Source organism: Candidatus Arsenophonus phytopathogenicus, from assembly GCF_056113345.1.
On the sequence record NZ_JBUIOB010000019.1, the window covers coordinates 485,656 to 503,454 of the forward strand.

9 protein-coding genes, 2 tRNA genes and 1 pseudogene are annotated in these 17,799 nt (G+C 34.0%); 7 read left to right on the top strand and 5 right to left on the bottom strand.

Annotation, left to right across the window (positions count from 1 at the left end):
- Positions 1–846: 846 nt before the first annotated feature.
- The 3 genes and pseudogenes from AC01GB_RS17270 to AC01GB_RS17280 all read left to right on the top strand — a co-directional run.
- Positions 847–1,053 (top strand): annotated as a pseudogene (locus tag AC01GB_RS17270) (alpha/beta fold hydrolase); the annotation flags it as partial.
- Positions 1,054–2,615: 1,562 nt separating this feature from the next.
- The gene (locus AC01GB_RS17275) at positions 2,616–2,834 is read left to right on the top strand and encodes a hypothetical protein (protein ID WP_474452836.1); all 219 of its coding nucleotides are present in this window, start codon (positions 2,616–2,618) and stop codon (positions 2,832–2,834) included.
- A 448-nt stretch (positions 2,835–3,282) separates the two neighbouring features.
- The gene (locus AC01GB_RS17280) at positions 3,283–3,420 is read left to right on the top strand and encodes a hypothetical protein (RefSeq protein WP_474452837.1); all 138 of its coding nucleotides are present in this window, start codon (positions 3,283–3,285) and stop codon (positions 3,418–3,420) included.
- Positions 3,421–3,656: 236 nt separating this feature from the next.
- On the opposite strand, the gene AC01GB_RS17285 is transcribed toward AC01GB_RS17280, so the two are convergent.
- The 3 genes from AC01GB_RS17285 to AC01GB_RS17295 all read right to left on the bottom strand — a co-directional run bounded on the left by AC01GB_RS17285 (position 3,657) and on the right by AC01GB_RS17295 (position 4,928).
- On the bottom strand, positions 3,657–3,872 hold the full coding sequence (locus AC01GB_RS17285; protein WP_474452838.1) for a hypothetical protein: 216 nt from the start codon (positions 3,870–3,872) through the stop codon (positions 3,657–3,659).
- A gap of 887 nt (positions 3,873–4,759) precedes the next feature.
- Positions 4,760–4,835: transfer RNA gene (locus AC01GB_RS17290), tRNA-Thr, on the bottom strand.
- A gap of 5 nt (positions 4,836–4,840) precedes the next feature.
- Positions 4,841–4,928 (bottom strand) — tRNA-Ser (locus AC01GB_RS17295).
- A 208-nt stretch (positions 4,929–5,136) separates the two neighbouring features.
- Here AC01GB_RS17295 and rcsD point away from each other — a divergent pair.
- Together rcsD and rcsB are read left to right on the top strand one after the other, a co-directional pair.
- On the top strand, positions 5,137–7,842 hold the full coding sequence (gene rcsD / locus AC01GB_RS17300) for a phosphotransferase RcsD (RefSeq protein ID WP_474452839.1): 2,706 nt from the start codon (positions 5,137–5,139) through the stop codon (positions 7,840–7,842).
- Position 7,843: 1 nt separating this feature from the next.
- Entirely contained in the window at positions 7,844–8,491 is a 648-nt protein-coding gene (gene rcsB / locus AC01GB_RS17305; RefSeq protein ID WP_474452840.1) for a response regulator transcription factor RcsB, read from the top strand.
- A 114-nt stretch (positions 8,492–8,605) separates the two neighbouring features.
- Here the strand turns inward: rcsB and rcsC are convergent, their stop codons facing one another.
- Positions 8,606–11,464: a two-component system sensor histidine kinase RcsC gene (gene rcsC, locus AC01GB_RS17310; RefSeq protein WP_474452841.1), complete on the bottom strand. Its 2,859-nt coding sequence runs from the start codon at positions 11,462–11,464 to the stop codon at positions 8,606–8,608.
- A gap of 142 nt (positions 11,465–11,606) precedes the next feature.
- Positions 11,607–14,237 (bottom strand): DNA topoisomerase (ATP-hydrolyzing) subunit A, encoded by a 2,631-nt coding sequence (gyrA, locus tag AC01GB_RS17315; RefSeq protein ID WP_474452842.1) that lies wholly within the window; start codon positions 14,235–14,237, stop codon positions 11,607–11,609.
- Positions 14,238–14,403: 166 nt separating this feature from the next.
- Here gyrA and ubiG point away from each other — a divergent pair, with 166 nt between their 5' ends.
- A complete protein-coding gene (gene ubiG / locus AC01GB_RS17320) occupies positions 14,404–15,135 on the top strand; it encodes a bifunctional 2-polyprenyl-6-hydroxyphenol methylase/3-demethylubiquinol 3-O-methyltransferase UbiG (RefSeq protein ID WP_474452843.1) in 732 nt (243 codons plus the stop codon).
- A gap of 361 nt (positions 15,136–15,496) precedes the next feature.
- On the top strand, positions 15,497–17,788 hold the full coding sequence (gene nrdA, locus AC01GB_RS17325; protein ID WP_474452844.1) for a class 1a ribonucleoside-diphosphate reductase subunit alpha: 2,292 nt from the start codon (positions 15,497–15,499) through the stop codon (positions 17,786–17,788).
- The last annotated feature ends 11 nt before the right edge of the window (positions 17,789–17,799 follow it).

The window sequence follows — 17,799 nt, forward strand, 5'->3', positions numbered from 1 at the left end:
GTGGGGGCTTCTTTGTTTTCTTATTCAGCTAATCAAAAACTGATATAAAGGGAATTACCAAAGCTGACGGGACCACTAGTTATGCCCAAGTTACCTATTTTTCTTCAGTGTTCAATTAAATTGTTGGTCCCTATTGTTCATTAGTAGTATCTGGCTTTCATTTATGGAAAAGCAATTTAGACACTGAACCTGAATAGCGCAAAGAATAGCTATCAATACAGCAAAGAAGAAAAGATTACATGATATCACAATGGCTGAACCGAAAATTACTATAAAGAATTCTGTTTGTAAGCTCTTCTCGCTTCATCGCTATTAATCCTTACTTTTATTATCACTCTGTGAGTTTTTTGATGTGGATAATTCATTTTGTTCTGTTGGCCTAACAACCTTTGCAGGCATATACTTTTACTCTGAAACACTTTCTGTCACAGCTCTTTTATCAGTCATTAATAAATCCTTTTCATTTGGCGATGGTAACTAAAGAACCACCTCGCCTGATGTGATTAAAAGCAGTACTAATAACCGTGTGGAGTCATCTCACAAAAATAAAATGCTGTTTGTTAGTTAATTTTCTATGCCGTACCACCCAGCGGTTATCTATTGTCACACTTGCCAAGCAAGTGATGATAATGCTGTTAGTTAACCGCTTTTTATTTATAAAAAATAATTAAATAAAGTATCTTCGCCAATAAAATTTTTTTTTTAGCATAATAGAAACATTTGCTACATCCACATAAAGAATTTTTGAATTTAAAATTATTAATCACATTCGATTTTAAGTTTTAGGAGTAATAAATTATGCAATATACTTATCTTTTAATACACGGTTCTTAGCATGATGGGCGGGCGTGGAATGATGTTGCAAAAATATTACGTAATCAAGGTTTAGATGTTCATACCACAACCATAGCAGGACATGGAGCACACGCTGATTATAGAGCAAGCCTTGCTGATTGTGTCGATTCTATCGTTGAATATGTAAGACAGCACAATTTAAAAAATCTAGTTGTCTTAGGACACAGTTTTGGTGGAACTATTGTACAACACGGCTAGCAGAAATAGAATCATCTCGTATAAAGCGTTTGATCTTTCATAATGCATTTATTTTACGTGATGGAGAATCACTTTATGATATGTACCCACCTATTACCTATTTTTCACGAAATATGGGAAAAAATAACCATTGATAATAAAATAATGCTCCCTTTTGAGATTTTTAGAGAGTGATTTATTAGTCATGTTGAATTAGAAAAAGCAAAGGAAGTTTATGATAATTTTTGGTCCCCATGTTGTGCTGCAAGTCATTACGATAAAGTACCGCTAAAAACATTTGAATCACTATCAATTCCTCGTAGCATAATATATGCGTCAACAGATAATGATCTTCCTGTTGGTGAGTATGGCTGGCACCCTAAATTTAGCAATCGTCTGAATATTTATCGTTTTACTGAATTACCAGGAAGCCATGAAGTATTATTCAGTAATCCTCAAAGACTTACTGAATGTATAATACACGCTAGCAGACCTTAATTTCTTTTTATTTTAATAAAATAATTTTAAATAAGCATGGTATATAACCTGTGCAGAGGATTTATTCGGAGGTTTAAATCCTCTAATACCGACCATAATTTACTAATAAAACCAATTAGTTATGATTGGATTTTTGTGCCTGAAATTTATATGGGTAAAATTAGGATAAAATTGACAAAAAATTCACTTGCTAGTGAATGACCAATAATTTTGATTCAGACAATCCTGCTGAGTCGTTAATAACCAGCTGAATAGTCGTTTTAATTTATGGTCTATTTTATTTGATTGCCATAAATAAACTACCACCATTGCAAGACAGAAATTAAAAAAAAGCCAGCTAAGCTGGCCAAAACAAACAGGAAAAAAATAATGATTTAAGACAAATATCTAAAATATAAAGTCAATCAATTGCTGAGAGAAACGAAACATAACACAAATTTGCTTAAATATTGATCTGAAAACTAATTAGTATGATATCCATCACAGCTTAATAATCTAAATTACAAAAATGTAATTGATTTGATCTAATGACAAACAATAAATAACAAACGAAAAATGGATATAGAAAATAATTTTCTGCCCTTTTCAGTAACTTGCTGGACCAGACCACTTACCTAATCGACATAAGCAAATTATTCATTTAACCATTTAGCCAACCAACCCCTCATTTCATGATTAAACAACGCTAAAGCAATAAATTAGCTACTAAAAACATCGTCACCCTACTAATAGCTAAATGAAAAATTATGACTGAAAAAGCTTTATAATAACGCCCTGCCAAATCTGATAGTTTTAACAAGCTATTTTAATAAGCAAAACAATCCAACGTATTTTACTCAATTGCTGCTAGCTGTATCCTACTATGCAATCAGCAATAAAATTATATATGTTGTTTGCAGTATTTTATTTAATACACCAAATCATTATTAATACGGCAGGAGTTAATAAGTTGCTATAAATTTAACCGTCATGACTGGACGGTATACAAATTAACGGCAAAAAGTATAATAATACTGTTTGATGCTTAAACCATCAAACAAGTAATCAATTAACTGATAAACAGTCTGGGTTCATAGGTGGTTATTATGTCAACATTACGGAATTGGATTGCCAAATACTTTCCGAGTGATCATCAAAAAATGAGCAAAAGACAAAATGATAAAATTTCCGCATTTGTACGTGTTGACAAAAGCGGTGCCGCTTATATCCCCTCTAATGAAATTGCCGCATTACCCGAAGTAAAAGAAATGCAAAAGATGGCTAGCTTGATTGTAAAACAGAAAAGAACCAGTACAAGGAAATAGCTTGTTAGCATTACTACTTATTCCCATTTTAGTTAGCGGCTATATTATGATAGTCCTAAATCCCTACCACTACTTTAGATTACATAGGCACGAAGGACAACTTTTATACTTAAAAGTAGCTACTTATGGTACTTTTTGCCTTTTTTGCGCTACGATAATTCGCGTATTAATTAAATTTTTGTTACCAAACTTTCATCTGATAGATTTGATTGCAAAAAATTTTACCCTTACTGGTGATAAAAAAATGATCATATCTATGCATTGTTAACATTATTATCAGTCACATCAATTTTATTTTCATGGATATACGTTTTTTTTTGTTTGGGTAAAAAACTATATACTTGGCTATTTTTACAGTAAAAAACATTTAGCGACTTACAATAATATATGCCAAGCTAAAAATGCGAGAGTACTGAGAAAAACATTATCGAATGGTACTATTGACTGCATGTTACTTGATGCTCTTGAGTCAACACCTAAGCGTCCAGTATTAATAAACCTCTCTTCAAAAAAGGTTTATATTGGCATTATCAGCGGATTATCCAATCCAAACGAAAAAGAAGAACCAAATAAAAATATCTCTTAGTTTGATTTTAAACTCTATAATAGTGTCAATAATTCAGCAGCAAAAGAAGAAGAAAAAAGAAACACCAAAATTAATTATAAAATGAGTAGCAAAAATATAAAAATCGTATGAATGGCTTACCTTAAGAGTAAAAATCAGTATCATAGGTTATAATATTATAAAAAATTAACATAAGAAATACTATAAACCATTAGAATTAAAAAAATAAATTAATTTTTAAAAATTTTTCTAAAAAATTAAATTAAATAACCTAAAATATATTTTACATCTATTTTTACATTAACAAACATAAGAAATTTTTTATTTTTATTTTTATTTTTATTTTTATTTTTATTTTTATTTTTATTTTTATTTTTATTTTTATTTTTATTTTTATTTTTATTTTTATTTTTATTTTTATTTTTATTTTTATTTTTATTTTTAATTAAACCAACTAAATTAGAAATATACAACTATTTAATTATATTAATCTTTTGCCTTTATCGATAAAAATCCACATTCGATTTCTAAATTAAGCTCCCACTTCTAATACTATACTGTATATTACCATGAATTTATTCAATAATATTTACACTGCCAATATCAACTATATTAAATATAAAACTTGATTAATCTCACTCTGTAAGATATTTAAATTACAAGAAAATAATCAACGCAAACTATCTTATAGATAAGAGCAATAAAATAATCTAAAATTAATCGGCATGCATAATTTATTATTGATAGAGATGTGTTGTTTATTGTTAGGCTAAAACAAAAGGAAAAAAATGAAAAATCGCGTGAAGATTTTATCCATTATTTGTCTCTCTCTTATTCAATCATATTCTTTTGCTAATGGGAGTACTAACGATAAAGTCGCGGATGAATATATATAACAAAAATGGCCAGCTTACAGTATGTCATTATGATAGCAAGATTGGAGAAAAGTTATGTTTTGATGAAAATGGTATTGTCGATAGCGAGGATTTAAATATCATAGCTACGCACTAAAACAAACAGTGAAATAACCACAATTAACCATAACAATATTACTTTTGAACATACCGCTATTGTGACAAGGTTAAAAATGAGAATTGTTTAATATGCTTCCTAAAATCAAATTTAAATATTAAAAAATTTCATTTACATGATTTTAAGAGATTGATCAGCTATTTTAGACAGCAAATACTATTTTTACTAATGTGGATTAAATTGAAATCAAACCAAATGTTTGACAGGTATGTCTGTTTACTAAATAGAACAGCGGCAATAAATAGGAACTTATGCTATAAAAGCCCCCAAGAAATATCCCACTTACCAAAAGGCACTGTGGGAGAAACCGAGTAGCTTTTGACTTAATTGGTGCCGGCTACCGGAGTCGAACTGGTGACCTACTGATTACAAGTCAGTTGCTCTACCAACTGAGCTAAGCCGGCGAATTTGGCGGAAGGATAGAGATTCGAACTCTAGGATGGTTTCCCATCGGCGGTTTTCAAGACCGCTGCCTTCGACCGCTCGGCCATCCTTCCATGGCGCGGAATTATGGCGAAATGTGATGACCTTGTCTAGACCTTAATATAAAAAAATACTATTTTTTTCATCATTTGCTCAAAGTTTGATCATTAAAATTATACTATCTGAAATTACCTGTTAAAATAATAAGACAGAATTGTTTAAATAGTAATCAACATACTAATTTTTTCCTTCATGTTTAATAAAAAGGCGCCTCTTCTACCAATGGATTATAAACAACCAACCTTACAACTTTCATCGCTAACCCGCTTTTTTATAATGTTTATCAGCTCGCTTATATTATTGTTATTTCTATTTGCCTACAATTACTTTCATAATTGGATCAATAATAGTCAAAATGCGCTCAGTAACATCACTAAACAACTTGAATATGAAATTGAAGATTACCGTTATTACGCAAGTCAACTCTATTACATTGCAAACGATGGCAAAGATGAAACTAAGAGCGATACCCCATTACCTATAAAATTGCGCCCTGATATTTTTTGGATCAATAACTACGAGCGTCATGTCGATGCCATTATTTTTGGTCGACAAAATAATACTAATATTAATCTGGCCTATAAACTATCTAACTATATGGGCATAATCTGGGGCGCTAAAAATGAATACAGCTCGATGTACTATCTCAATGGTCCTGATAATATACTTTTGCTGGTAACTACCCATTCGATACTAAAACCAGAAATTCGCTATAAAGAGAGTTATTTAACTTTAACAGCAGAAGAAAAACGCTCTGAGATGTTGACATTATCATCAGCTATAGACAAACGAGAAAGCTTGTCAAATATTCATCGTACACGGCCTGATAATTCATACTATTATACTTATCGCACGATGTTCAACTCACCAGGCCAATTAACTACCATTATAACTTTTGAATTACCGATAAATTTATTACTCTCAAAAAATATTAATCCTGAATATTTATCAATTACCTTTTCAAATGACATAATACACAACAATGGAAACCTAGTTGATATTGAACTTAATGGTCTCTCACTACAATTTACCCAACCCATTCCCGGAACAACTTACCGGCTAGTATATCAATTACCAATTAAAGATATCTTGTGGGATCTTTTATATAATAATTTGTGGGACATAATCGCCATTTGTTTTTTTACAACTATTTCTATTGTTGGCAGCTTGTATATCAGGACACGTTTTATTGCCCCTAACCAAAATATGTTTCACGAAATACAAATTACAAACACAATTAGCAACTATATTATTTCAAATATTCCTATTGGTTTTCTACTTTATAATTTCACAACAAATCGCAAAATTATGAGTAATGGAATAGCTGAATTACTTTTACCCCATATGGACTTGATACGTATTCGTGACATGGCAATCCAGCATCATGGGGCTATTCAAATTTCAATTGAAAATACTATTTATGAAATAAAATTACTTAATAATCAATTATTAGATAATACTTATATGTTTTTTATTCATGATCAAGATAAAGAAGCACTAACAAATAAAAAATTACTAATGGCTAAACATGAGCATGAAAAAAATATTCAAGTCCGACGCTCGATGTTGTCTAACATGTGTAAAGAGATCCATACTCCCATTATAGAAATTAATAGTCTTATTAACCAAATCAAAGAAACCTCTGATGAGCACAACATAAAATATTTAATTAATGAATCATTAATTAGAACACATTATATTGTTAACTGGATAGATAATATTGCTTTACTTAATACCATTGAATCTGGTGAATGGAAATTAGAGCAACCAAATGAATTTAAACCTATCTCAATCGCTGAAATGATGAATAAAATACTAAAAGAAAAAATATCACTGCTTATCAACAAAGGTCTTTCACTTTACTATCATAATAATTTAAATTATGAACAACACATCACCACAAATAATAACGCTTTATTTAAAATAATTTCACTTCTATTGAGTTATTCAATCAATACAACTAATTTTGGCAAAATTACTGTCATAGTAAACTATGTAAATAAACGTCTATCCCTTGAGATCATTGATAGCGGTATAGGGCTTAATGCTATGGATCTGGCAAATATCCACATGCCTTTTGCTAGTTCAACAAATAATGACGGAACCCTATCCAATTCAGGAATGACATTTTATCTATGTCATCAGCTATGTTACCGTATGAAAGGTGAATTTTTCATAAAAAGTAAAGTTGGAATCGGTTCTCATTATACAGTGACATTGCCCTTAGAATTAGAACATGAACAAAGTTCCAAGTCATTACCACTTCTTGATGGTATTAATATACTTCTTGATATTAGAAATCCTGAAATTCATAAAATTATCCAGCAGCATTTAATGACTTATGGAGCAAATTATTCTGATATGGCTAAAAATAATTGTCATTCATCCTATGATTTATTTATAACTGATCATAAAACAGAATATAATAAACCGACAATTTACCTTGTTGATAATATTATTAGTTATAGAGTAGTAAAACAAAATTTGATAAAATGTAATTTCAATTTTAATGATGAACTTATTAATGCAATTTCCATCTTAATCGAAAATAATTTGATTGCGGAGCAAGAATCAACCGATAAATCAATTTTTACTATCATCAATCACAACAATAATTCAAACCTTATAATCCTTGAGGATTATAAAAAAGAGCTTTCTAATAGTGACTATCGTAATTTATTCCTTACTACAGTACCTATAGATATTAATAAGCTGTATACTAACCAAGAAAAAGGTAACTTAAAAAAACTAAAAGATATAGCACATAGACTAAAAGGTGTTTTTGCTATGCTGAACTTTGAGCTTCTTAAAAAAGCATGTGAGCAATTAGAACAACACATAGCAGATAATAATGAATTTGAGATTTTAAATAGCATTAGAGATATTGATATCTTTATCAAAAAACTAATGCCAAAGGGCAACCAATAAAATGAATAACCTTAATGTCATTATCTCTGATGATCATCCTATTGTACTATTTGGTATACGAAAATCTCTTGAGCAAATCGAGGGAATTAATTTGGTTGGTCAATTTGAAGATTCCACATCTCTTATCAATAATATAGCCAAACTTAAAGCAGATATTCTAATTACTGATTCTTCGATGCCCGGTGATAAATACGGTGATGGAATTACACTAATTAAATACATTAAACGCCACTACCCTAACCTATCAATAATTGTCCTTACCATGAATAATAATCCCGCAATACTCAGTGCTGTGTTAGATTTAGATATCGAAGGCATCGTATTGAAACAAGGCGCTCCGGCTGACTTACCAAAGGCATTATCAGCTTTACAAAAAGGAAAAAAATTCACTCCTGAAAATGTATCGAAATTATTGGAGAAAGTTAATGCGAATGGTTTTGGCGATAAACGTTTATCGCCAAAAGAAAGTGAAGTGTTGCGCCTATTTGCGGAAGGTTTTTTAGTCACCAAAATTGCAAAAAAACTTAATCGAAGTATTAAAACAATTAGTAGCCAAAAAAAGTCGGCTATGTTAAAACTCGGTGTTGAAAATGATATAGCATTATTAAATTATCTTTCTTCAGTCACTATTGAGAAAGAAATTAACTAAATATGATACAAATAAAAAACTGATTGATCCTAATCTTATGGGCAATGAATAAGGTTAATCGGTCTTCCATCCTGTTTTTATAAATTAATAATCATTTGAATATTAAAATAGTATTTAATTATTATTTTCTTGTGTTGCTAATATACTAACATCGCAACACTTCAATAGCGATTGCTTTAATTTTTTTAATGTAACCGGTTTGGATAGACAGTCATCCATTCCTACACTTAAGCAACGCTGCTTTTCTTCTGCCATGGCATTAGCCGTTAAAGCAACAATGGGTATCGCATAACCTTCTTCTCTAATTAACTTTGTCAAACCATAGCCATCGAGATTAGGCATATTTACATCTGTCAAAACGATATCTATATTATTTTGTCGAACATAATCCAAAGCGATTAGCCCATCTTCAGCAAGTACTATATTAAAGCCTATTGATTTCAGCTGATCAGCCAGTAAACTCCGATTAATTGGATGATCATCAACAATCAATACCGTTAGAAAACATAATTTTTTATCTGGTAGCGACATTATTGAAGATGGATTAACAACCTCTTGCTCACCATTTTCCATCACTAATTGATCAATAAAACCATCTAATTTATCAAGTTGGTAAGTATTATGAAACCAATCATTTTTCGCATTTTCCTGGGGTTCACCGATAAAAGTTGAAAATAGCCTAAGTGTAAATTTGCTTTCAGCCACCAAGCCTTCATAATCAGTAATAATCAAATCATATATTTTATCTTTACTGTGTTCATTGCAAACTGTCGTTATCTTAAAGCCATTGTAGTCTAAATAAGTTTGTAGATAATCTCGCAGGTGATGATTAAAAAAATACAGACCGATACGAAAATTTTGCCGATATTCTGGGTGGCGACAAACCAAATATTCACTATCAAACAAAGGCAGCCTAACGGTAAAACTACTACCTATACCAACCTGGCTGTTAACTTCAATATCGCCATCCATTAAGTTAATTAATTTTTCACAAATAGGTAACCCCAAACCAGTGCCCTGGAAAAAACTCTCATTATTAACTTTAATCTGAAAGAAAGGATCAAAAAGTTGCATTAATATATTATCAGGCATACCAATCCCCGTATCCCTAATTTCAATATAAATATAAAAATCTCTTATAAAAATATTTAACAGAATAAAACCAGTTTTTGTAAATTTAATCGCATTACTGAGAATATTAGAAACAATTTGCTGTACTCGAACCGAATCGGCATTAATAATATCGGGCACATTAGGATCAATATAGTAATAAATCGAAAGACCCTTTTTACCTATCAGCGGAATATAATTAGAAATAATAAATGAGAAAACTTCACGACAATTAAACGGTGCTGGATCAATATTAAGTTGCTTAGATTCAATTTTTGAAAAATCTAAAATATCATTAATTATTTTTAATAATAATGATGAAGAGTGATCCATTGTCGTCAAAAGGCGATCAGCTTGAATGGGTAATTCATAAGATTGCAATAACTCTAAATTACCAATGATGCCATAAAGTGGTGTTCGTAATTCATGGCTAACGGTTGCTAAAAACATAGATTTGGCTTGGTTAGCCTGCTCTGATGCCTGCGCCATATTATGTAAAGATTTTTCCATCTGAACACGGGCACTAATATCAACCAAAACACAAATGGCCACTTCCTTATTTTGATAACGAGAAATAACATAACTTATTTGTAAATGGGTATGACTGGTAGTAACAACATCAATATAGCTACTAGATTTATCTTGAATAATTGATAGGATGCGGGTTTTATCATCATGGCTTAATAATCGAAAATAATCATGGGCCAGTTCATTACTCAATATATTAACACCATCAACAAGGCGTAAAATAATGATACCAACCGGTGCCGACGCCACTATTTTATGATGAAATTGCTCATGTTCTTCTAAACGAATGGCATTATCTTCTGCCGGTAATAACATCTTCCTTTCTAATAGCCAGATCAAAAAAGTGATTAAAATAAATGAGATTATATTTAACAGAATGCAGTTTATAATTGACAGCTTAAATTCATTAAGAATATCACTAATAGGTACAGAAAAAACAACACTTAATAACGAAGGTAGTAAGCGATTTTTATAAATTAATCGACTAAAATCATTATCATAGCCAAAATGAAAGTTTTCTAACTGATAAACATAATCATCAGATCTTAAATTACTATCATACGGAAAATGTAATACTAATCTATTATTTGCATTTAAAACGAAGGTACTAATTGACCTTTCATAGCGTAAATTAAATTGCTCCAAGCGTATTGAACGTTCTAGACCAATTAGACCAATCAAAGTCCCTTTATCATAAATAGGCGCTAATATGTAGAAAGATCCATTATCAGTTCCTGACGCTGGTGTGATCCAGTAAATATTTTGCTCTCTGCCTTGTGCCCTCAAGCTCATATAAGTCCGCATATTTTCATGGATTATTTTTTTTAACGATTGAAGACTGGTAGTACTGTTTCGGATAGCCAAATCAATCATGCAATTACTTTCTGGGTCAACAATAAAAACCGTTTTTAAACCTTGTGGTGGCACAATATTATTTCGCCAAAAAGAGAATAATTGATTAAATGAGACTATGTAAATATTTGATATTTCATGCAATTTTCTACAATCAGCATCTGCCGTTAGGGGTAAGTAGGTGAAATTAAGTTGTTTTGGCAAGACAGACGTATAATTAGGATCTTGCGCTAATTTTTCGATATGGCTATCTACCATATATTGGATTGATCGCAGGATTTTATCCGTATAATGCACATATTCAACCATACTGTCATAAGTAGATGAATACTGTTGATGTATATCAGATTTAACTTCATTAAAGATATTAAATAGATAAAAAAGTGTGATTACAGCTCCCATTGCCCACAGCATAACGCCTAGAGTACGGCACAAATAGCGAGAAATTTTCAATGACGTTCTAAATGAAAATAGATATCTCAAACACTGTCCTAACTATAAAAGAAGTTTATCAATGGTAAAGCATATACGATAAGCGGAATAATAAAAAGTTATCACTAATAATGAATTGACATAAAGTGTAAAAACGGGCACCTACTGTGCCCGCTCAGACAAAACTAATCGATCACTCATTAAGCGAAAGATTTTCTACGTTATTGATATCAGGCTCTACTTTTACGCTGATTGTATCTTTTGTTAACGTTTGGTTATCATCTTCCTCTTCTTCAGGATCAACAACGCGTTGTAAACCAACTACTTTTTCATCTTTAGCAGTACGAATCAAAGTGACACCCTGAGTATTTCTACCGACAATGCTAACCTCTGCAACTCGGGTACGCACCAAGGTACCAGCATCCGTGATCATCATGATTTGATCAGTTTTTTCTACCTGAATTGCTCCGACCACATTACCATTACGTTCGCTAACCTTAATGGAAATAACACCTTGAGTAGCACGAGATTTTGTCGGGTATTCACTCTGCTCGGTTCGTTTACCATAACCATTTTCTGTAACGGTTAAAATATCACCTTCACCACGGGGTACAATCAGCGAAACGACCTTATCGCCAGCTTGTAACTTAATACCTCGAACACCCGTTGCTGTACGTCCCATAGGACGAACCGCATTTTCCGCAAAACGAACAACTTTACCACCAGCAGAGAAAAGCATTACCTCATTTTTACCAGCAGTCAAATCAACGCCAATCAGCTCATCGCCATCATTAAGATTAACTGCAATGATGCCGGCGTTTCTGGGACGACTAAAATCTTTTAGTGATGTCTTTTTAACCGTACCACTCGCGGTTGCCATAAATACATAATGACCATCATCAAATTCACGTACCGGCAAAATTGCGGTAATACGTTCATTTTGTTCTAACGGTAATAAATTGACTATTGGTCGTCCACGTGCGCCACGGCTAGCTTCGGGCAATTGGTAAACTTTCATCCAATAGAGACGGCCACGGCTAGAGTAGCATAGAATTGTGTCATGAGTATTGGCAACTAACAAACGCTCAATAAAATCTTCTTCTTTAATATGCGCTGCCGACTTACCTTTTCCCCCACGTCGCTGTGCTTCGTAATCAGATAGTGGCTGATATTTAACATACCCCTGATGTGATAAGGTGACGACCACATCTTCCTGGGTAATTAAATCTTCGATATTAATATCTGCGCTATTTTCAGTAATTTCCGTGCGACGAACATCACGATATTGATCTTTAACAGCTTCGAGCTCTTCACGGATAACTTCCATTAACCGTTCTGGGCTGGTTAATATATATAGCAATGCGGCAATCAGTTTTAGCAGCTCACTATATTCATCCAATATTTTGTCATGTTCTAAGCTAGTTAATTTTTGCAAACGCAAATCAAGAATTGCCTGAGCTTGCGGTTCAGTCAAATAATATTGACCATCGCGCACACCGTATTGGGGTTCAAGCCATTCAGGACGAGCTGTGTTATCACCTGAACTGGCTAACATGATGGCAGAAACATTACCTAATTGCCAAGGACAAGCAATCAAAGCCAATTTCGCTTCATGAGGCGTTGATGCTTGGCGGATAAGTTCAATTATCGGATCAATATTTGCTAATGCGACGGCGAGGGCTTCCAATATATGAGCCCGTTCACGCGCTTTACGCAATTCAAAAATAGTCCGTCGAGTGACCACTTCTCTACGATGGCGAACAAAAGCTTCAAGAATTTCTTTTAAGTTTAAAAGTCTAGGCTGGCCATCACATAAGGCAACCATATTAATGCCAAATGAGACTTGAAGTTGAGTGAGGGAATACAAATTATTCAGTACCACTTCCGCCACTGCATCTCGTTTTACTTCAATAACAATACGCATGCCATCTTTATCAGATTCATCACGTAATGCGCTAATCCCCTCAACACGCTTATCTTTAACCAATTCTGCAATTTTTTCAATTAAACGAGCTTTATTAACCTGATAAGGGATCTCATTGACAATAATTGTTTCACGACCACTTTTATCATCAACTTCAATGTTAGCACGTGCACGGATATAGACTTTACCACGTCCCGTCCGATATGCGTCGATGATACCGCGGCGACCATTAATAATTGCAGCGGTTGGAAAATCAGGACCTGGAATATACTCCAGTAATCCTTCAATACTAATATTTTCATCATTGATATAAGCCAGACAGCCATCAATGACTTCACTAAGGTTATGAGGTGGAATATTGGTAGCCATACCAACAGCGATACCTGAAGAGCCATTAACCAGCAAGTTTGGCACTCGCGTTGGCATAACATCAGGGATCTGCTCTGTACCATCATAGTTAGCAATAAAATCAACGGTTTCTTTATCTAAATCTTCCAACAATTCATGGGCAATTTTGGCCATGCGTACTTCGGTATAACGCATAGCCGCAGCAGAGTCGCCATCAACAGAGCCAAAATTACCTTGCCCATCAACTAGCATATAACGCATTGAAAAAGGTTGTGCCAGACGTACTATCGCATCATAAACAGCACTATCGCCATGAGGATGGTATTTACCAATGACGTCACCGACTACACGGGCTGATTTTTTGTACGGTTTATTCCAATCATTGCCCAACACATTCATCGCATATAATACGCGACGGTGAACCGGCTTTAATCCATCTCGTACATCTGGAAGGGCGCGTCCAACAATTACAGACATCGCATAATCCAAATAAGAGCTTTTCAGCTCCTCTTCGATATTGACCGGGCTAATTTCTCTTGCTATGTCACTCATGGAGCCACTGTCCCTCATACTCCTTATTCATTAAGGAGTAAAATTATACCACAAAATCGCCATTTTATAAAAACAGGAAACACATAATGATCAATAAAACATGTATAATGACCTAATGCCATTATACAGTCTATGTTAATAAAAAAATTAAGGAGTAAATTTTCTGATGAATAACAAGAATTCGCTCAGCCAGGCAAATATTGATCTAGCTGAAATCGACAAATTTAGCTCTGTTGCGACTCGTTGGTGGGATGAAACGAGCGAATTCCAACCTCTTCATCGGATTAATCCATTACGTTTAAACTATATCCTGCAACAGGCTAATGGTCTGTTTGGTAAAAAAGTACTCGATATTGGCTGCGGTGGCGGAATTTTATCAGAAAGTATGGCTAAAGAAGGCGCCCTGGTGACAGGAATTGATATGGCGGCAGAGCCGCTGGAAGTCGCAAAGCTCCATGTATTAGAAAGCAATATGCAGATCAACTATCTACAGGAAACCGCTGAGATTCATGCCGAAAAATACCTTAAAACTTATGATATCGTTACCTGTATGGAAATGCTGGAACATGTGCCCGATCCTGAGTCTGTTGTTCAATCATGCGCAAAATTAGTCAAACCGGGCGGTCATGTATTTTTTTCTACTATTAATCGTAATAAAAAAGCCTGGTTATTGGCAATTATTGCCGCTGAGCATATTTTAAAAATAGTTCCCAAAGGTACTCATGATGTAAAAAAATTTATTCGACCTTCAGAGCTACTCAGTTGGATAGATAAAACCTCTTTACAAGAACAGCATATGATCGGATTACATTATAATCCGATCAGCGACAAATTTTCGTTAGGCTCGAATGTTGATGTTAATTATATGTTGCACTTGTCAAATACAAATAATTGTTAACATTTGCTGAAGAAAGCAGCAGTCAGTAGGTCATTATTAAATTTATTTTTCACCATTGCCGGTAAGATAAATTATAATATTCTTCTATTATCACACAGAGTTATCGGTCAATTAACAAAATTTAGCGCTCGATTATGGTTAAAAACCCCATTTTTTATAGACTTGATAAAAGTAGTAAATACCATTATCTTGTTAGTATAAACGCAATCAAACACTATATATTGTGTTTACTGCTCTCCGTTTTAGTTCAAAATACAAACATAATATGCTATTAACAGCCCACCGTTTTGTATTTTATTATTAACCATTGAGTACAGTGATCGATAAATATTTAGCTAGTTAACTTTAGGTGTATCTACCCATGAACCAAAGTCTGTTAGTCACTAAACGTGATGGACATAAAGAGCGCATTGATATTGATAAAATCCATAAAGTCATTACCTGGGCGGCTGAAGGCCTAAAAGATGTATCTGTTTCACAAGTAGAGCTACGTTCTCAGATCCAGTTTTATGATGGCATCAAAACGTCCGATATTCACGAAACTATGATCAAAGCGGCGGCAGATCTTATTTCAGCTGATACACCCGATTACCAATATCTTGCAGCTCGATTAGCTATTTTCCATCTACGCAAAAAAGCATATGGCCAATTTGAACCACCAGCACTATATCAGCATGTTTTGCATATGGTTAAAATAGGTAAATATGATAAGCATCTGCTGAAAGATTATACAGCTGAAGAATTCGAGCAGATGGATAGTTTTCTGGATCACTGGCGTGACATAAATTTTTCCTATGTGGCAGTTAAACAATTAGAAGGCAAATACTTAGTGCAAAACCGGGTGAGCGGTGAAATTTATGAAAGTGCACAGTTTCTCTATATTCTTGTTGCTGCTTGCCTTTTTTCACGCTATCCAAAAGAGACGCGGTTAAACTATATTCATTGTTTTTATGATGCAATCTCAACTTTCAAAATTTCACTACCAACCCCGATTATGGCGGGGGTACGCACCCCAACCCGCCAATTTAGTTCTTGCGTATTAATTGAATGTGGCGATAGCCTTGATTCAATTAATGCCACTTCCAGCGCGATTATAAAATATGTTTCTCAGCGTGCCGGTATTGGTATTAATGCCGGCCATATTCGCGGACTAGGTAGTCCTATTCGCGGAGGTGAAGCGTTTCATACAGGCTGTATCCCGTTCTATAAACATTTCCAAACTGCCGTAAAATCTTGTTCTCAAGGTGGCGTACGTGGTGGTGCCGCTACGCTATTTTATCCGCTCTGGCATTTAGAGGTTGAAAGCCTATTAGTATTGAAAAATAACCGTGGCGTTGAAGGTAATCGTGTTCGTCACCTGGACTATGGCGTACAAATTAACAAACTGATGTATGAACGCCTTATCAAAGGTAAAGACATTACCCTCTTTAGCCCTTCTGATGTGCCCGGCTTATATGAAGCATTTTTTGCTGATCAAAGCGAATTTGAACGTTTATATTTAAAATATGAACAAGACGCAAACATACGCCAAAAACGCGTTAAAGCGCTCGATCTATTTTCACTCATGATGCAAGAGCGAGCGTCAACCGGGCGTATTTATATTCAAAATGTCGATCACTGTAACACCCATAGTCCATTTGATGCTAAAGTTGCGCCAATTCGTCAATCAAACCTCTGTCTGGAAATCGCCTTGCCAACCCGGCCTTTAAATGATGTTAACGACGAAAATGGTGAAATTGCTCTCTGTACTCTTTCCGCCTTTAATTTGGGTGCCATTACCTCATTGGATGAATTGGAAGAGTTGGCGGTATTAGCGGTACGCGCATTAGATTCACTGCTCGATTATCAAAACTATCCGATTGTTGCAGCGCAAAAAGGTTCTATGGGTCGTCGTACTTTAGGCATTGGCGTCATAAATTATGCTCATTATTTAGCTAAACATGGCGTTCACTACTCTGATGGTAGTGCCAATAATCTGACCCACAAAACCTTTGAAGCGATCCAATATTATTTATTGAAAGCATCCAATGAACTGGCAAAGGAGCAAGGTGCCTGCCCATGGTTTAACGAAACCACTTATGCAAAAGGTATTTTACCGATTGATAGTTATAAAAAATCATTAGATGCACTAACATCTGAACCGCTACATTATGATTGGCAAACTTTACGCAAAGATATCAAGCAATATGGTTTGCGTAACTCAACACTTTCCGCCTTGATGCCATCAGAAACTTCTTCGCAAATATCCAATGCCACCAATGGTATTGAACCACCGCGAGGCTATATCAGTATTAAAGCATCCAAAGATGGTATTTTGCGTCAAGTTGTACCTGAATACGAACGCTTGAAAGATGATTATGAACTGTTATGGCAAATGCCCAACAATGACGGTTATTTGCAGTTGGTTGGTATTATGCAAAAATTTATTGATCAATCAATTTCTGCTAATACGAATTATGATCCAACCCGCTTCCCAAATAATAAAGTTCCAATGAATCAATTACTGAAAGATTTGTTACTCGCTTATAAATATGGGTTAAAAACGCTTTATTACCATAATACCCGTGATGGTGCAGAGGATAGCCAAGCCGATCTTGAAGAGATGATTGAATCAGCTGACAGCGATTGTGATGGCGGCGCTTGTAAGATTTAACGTGAGGACGT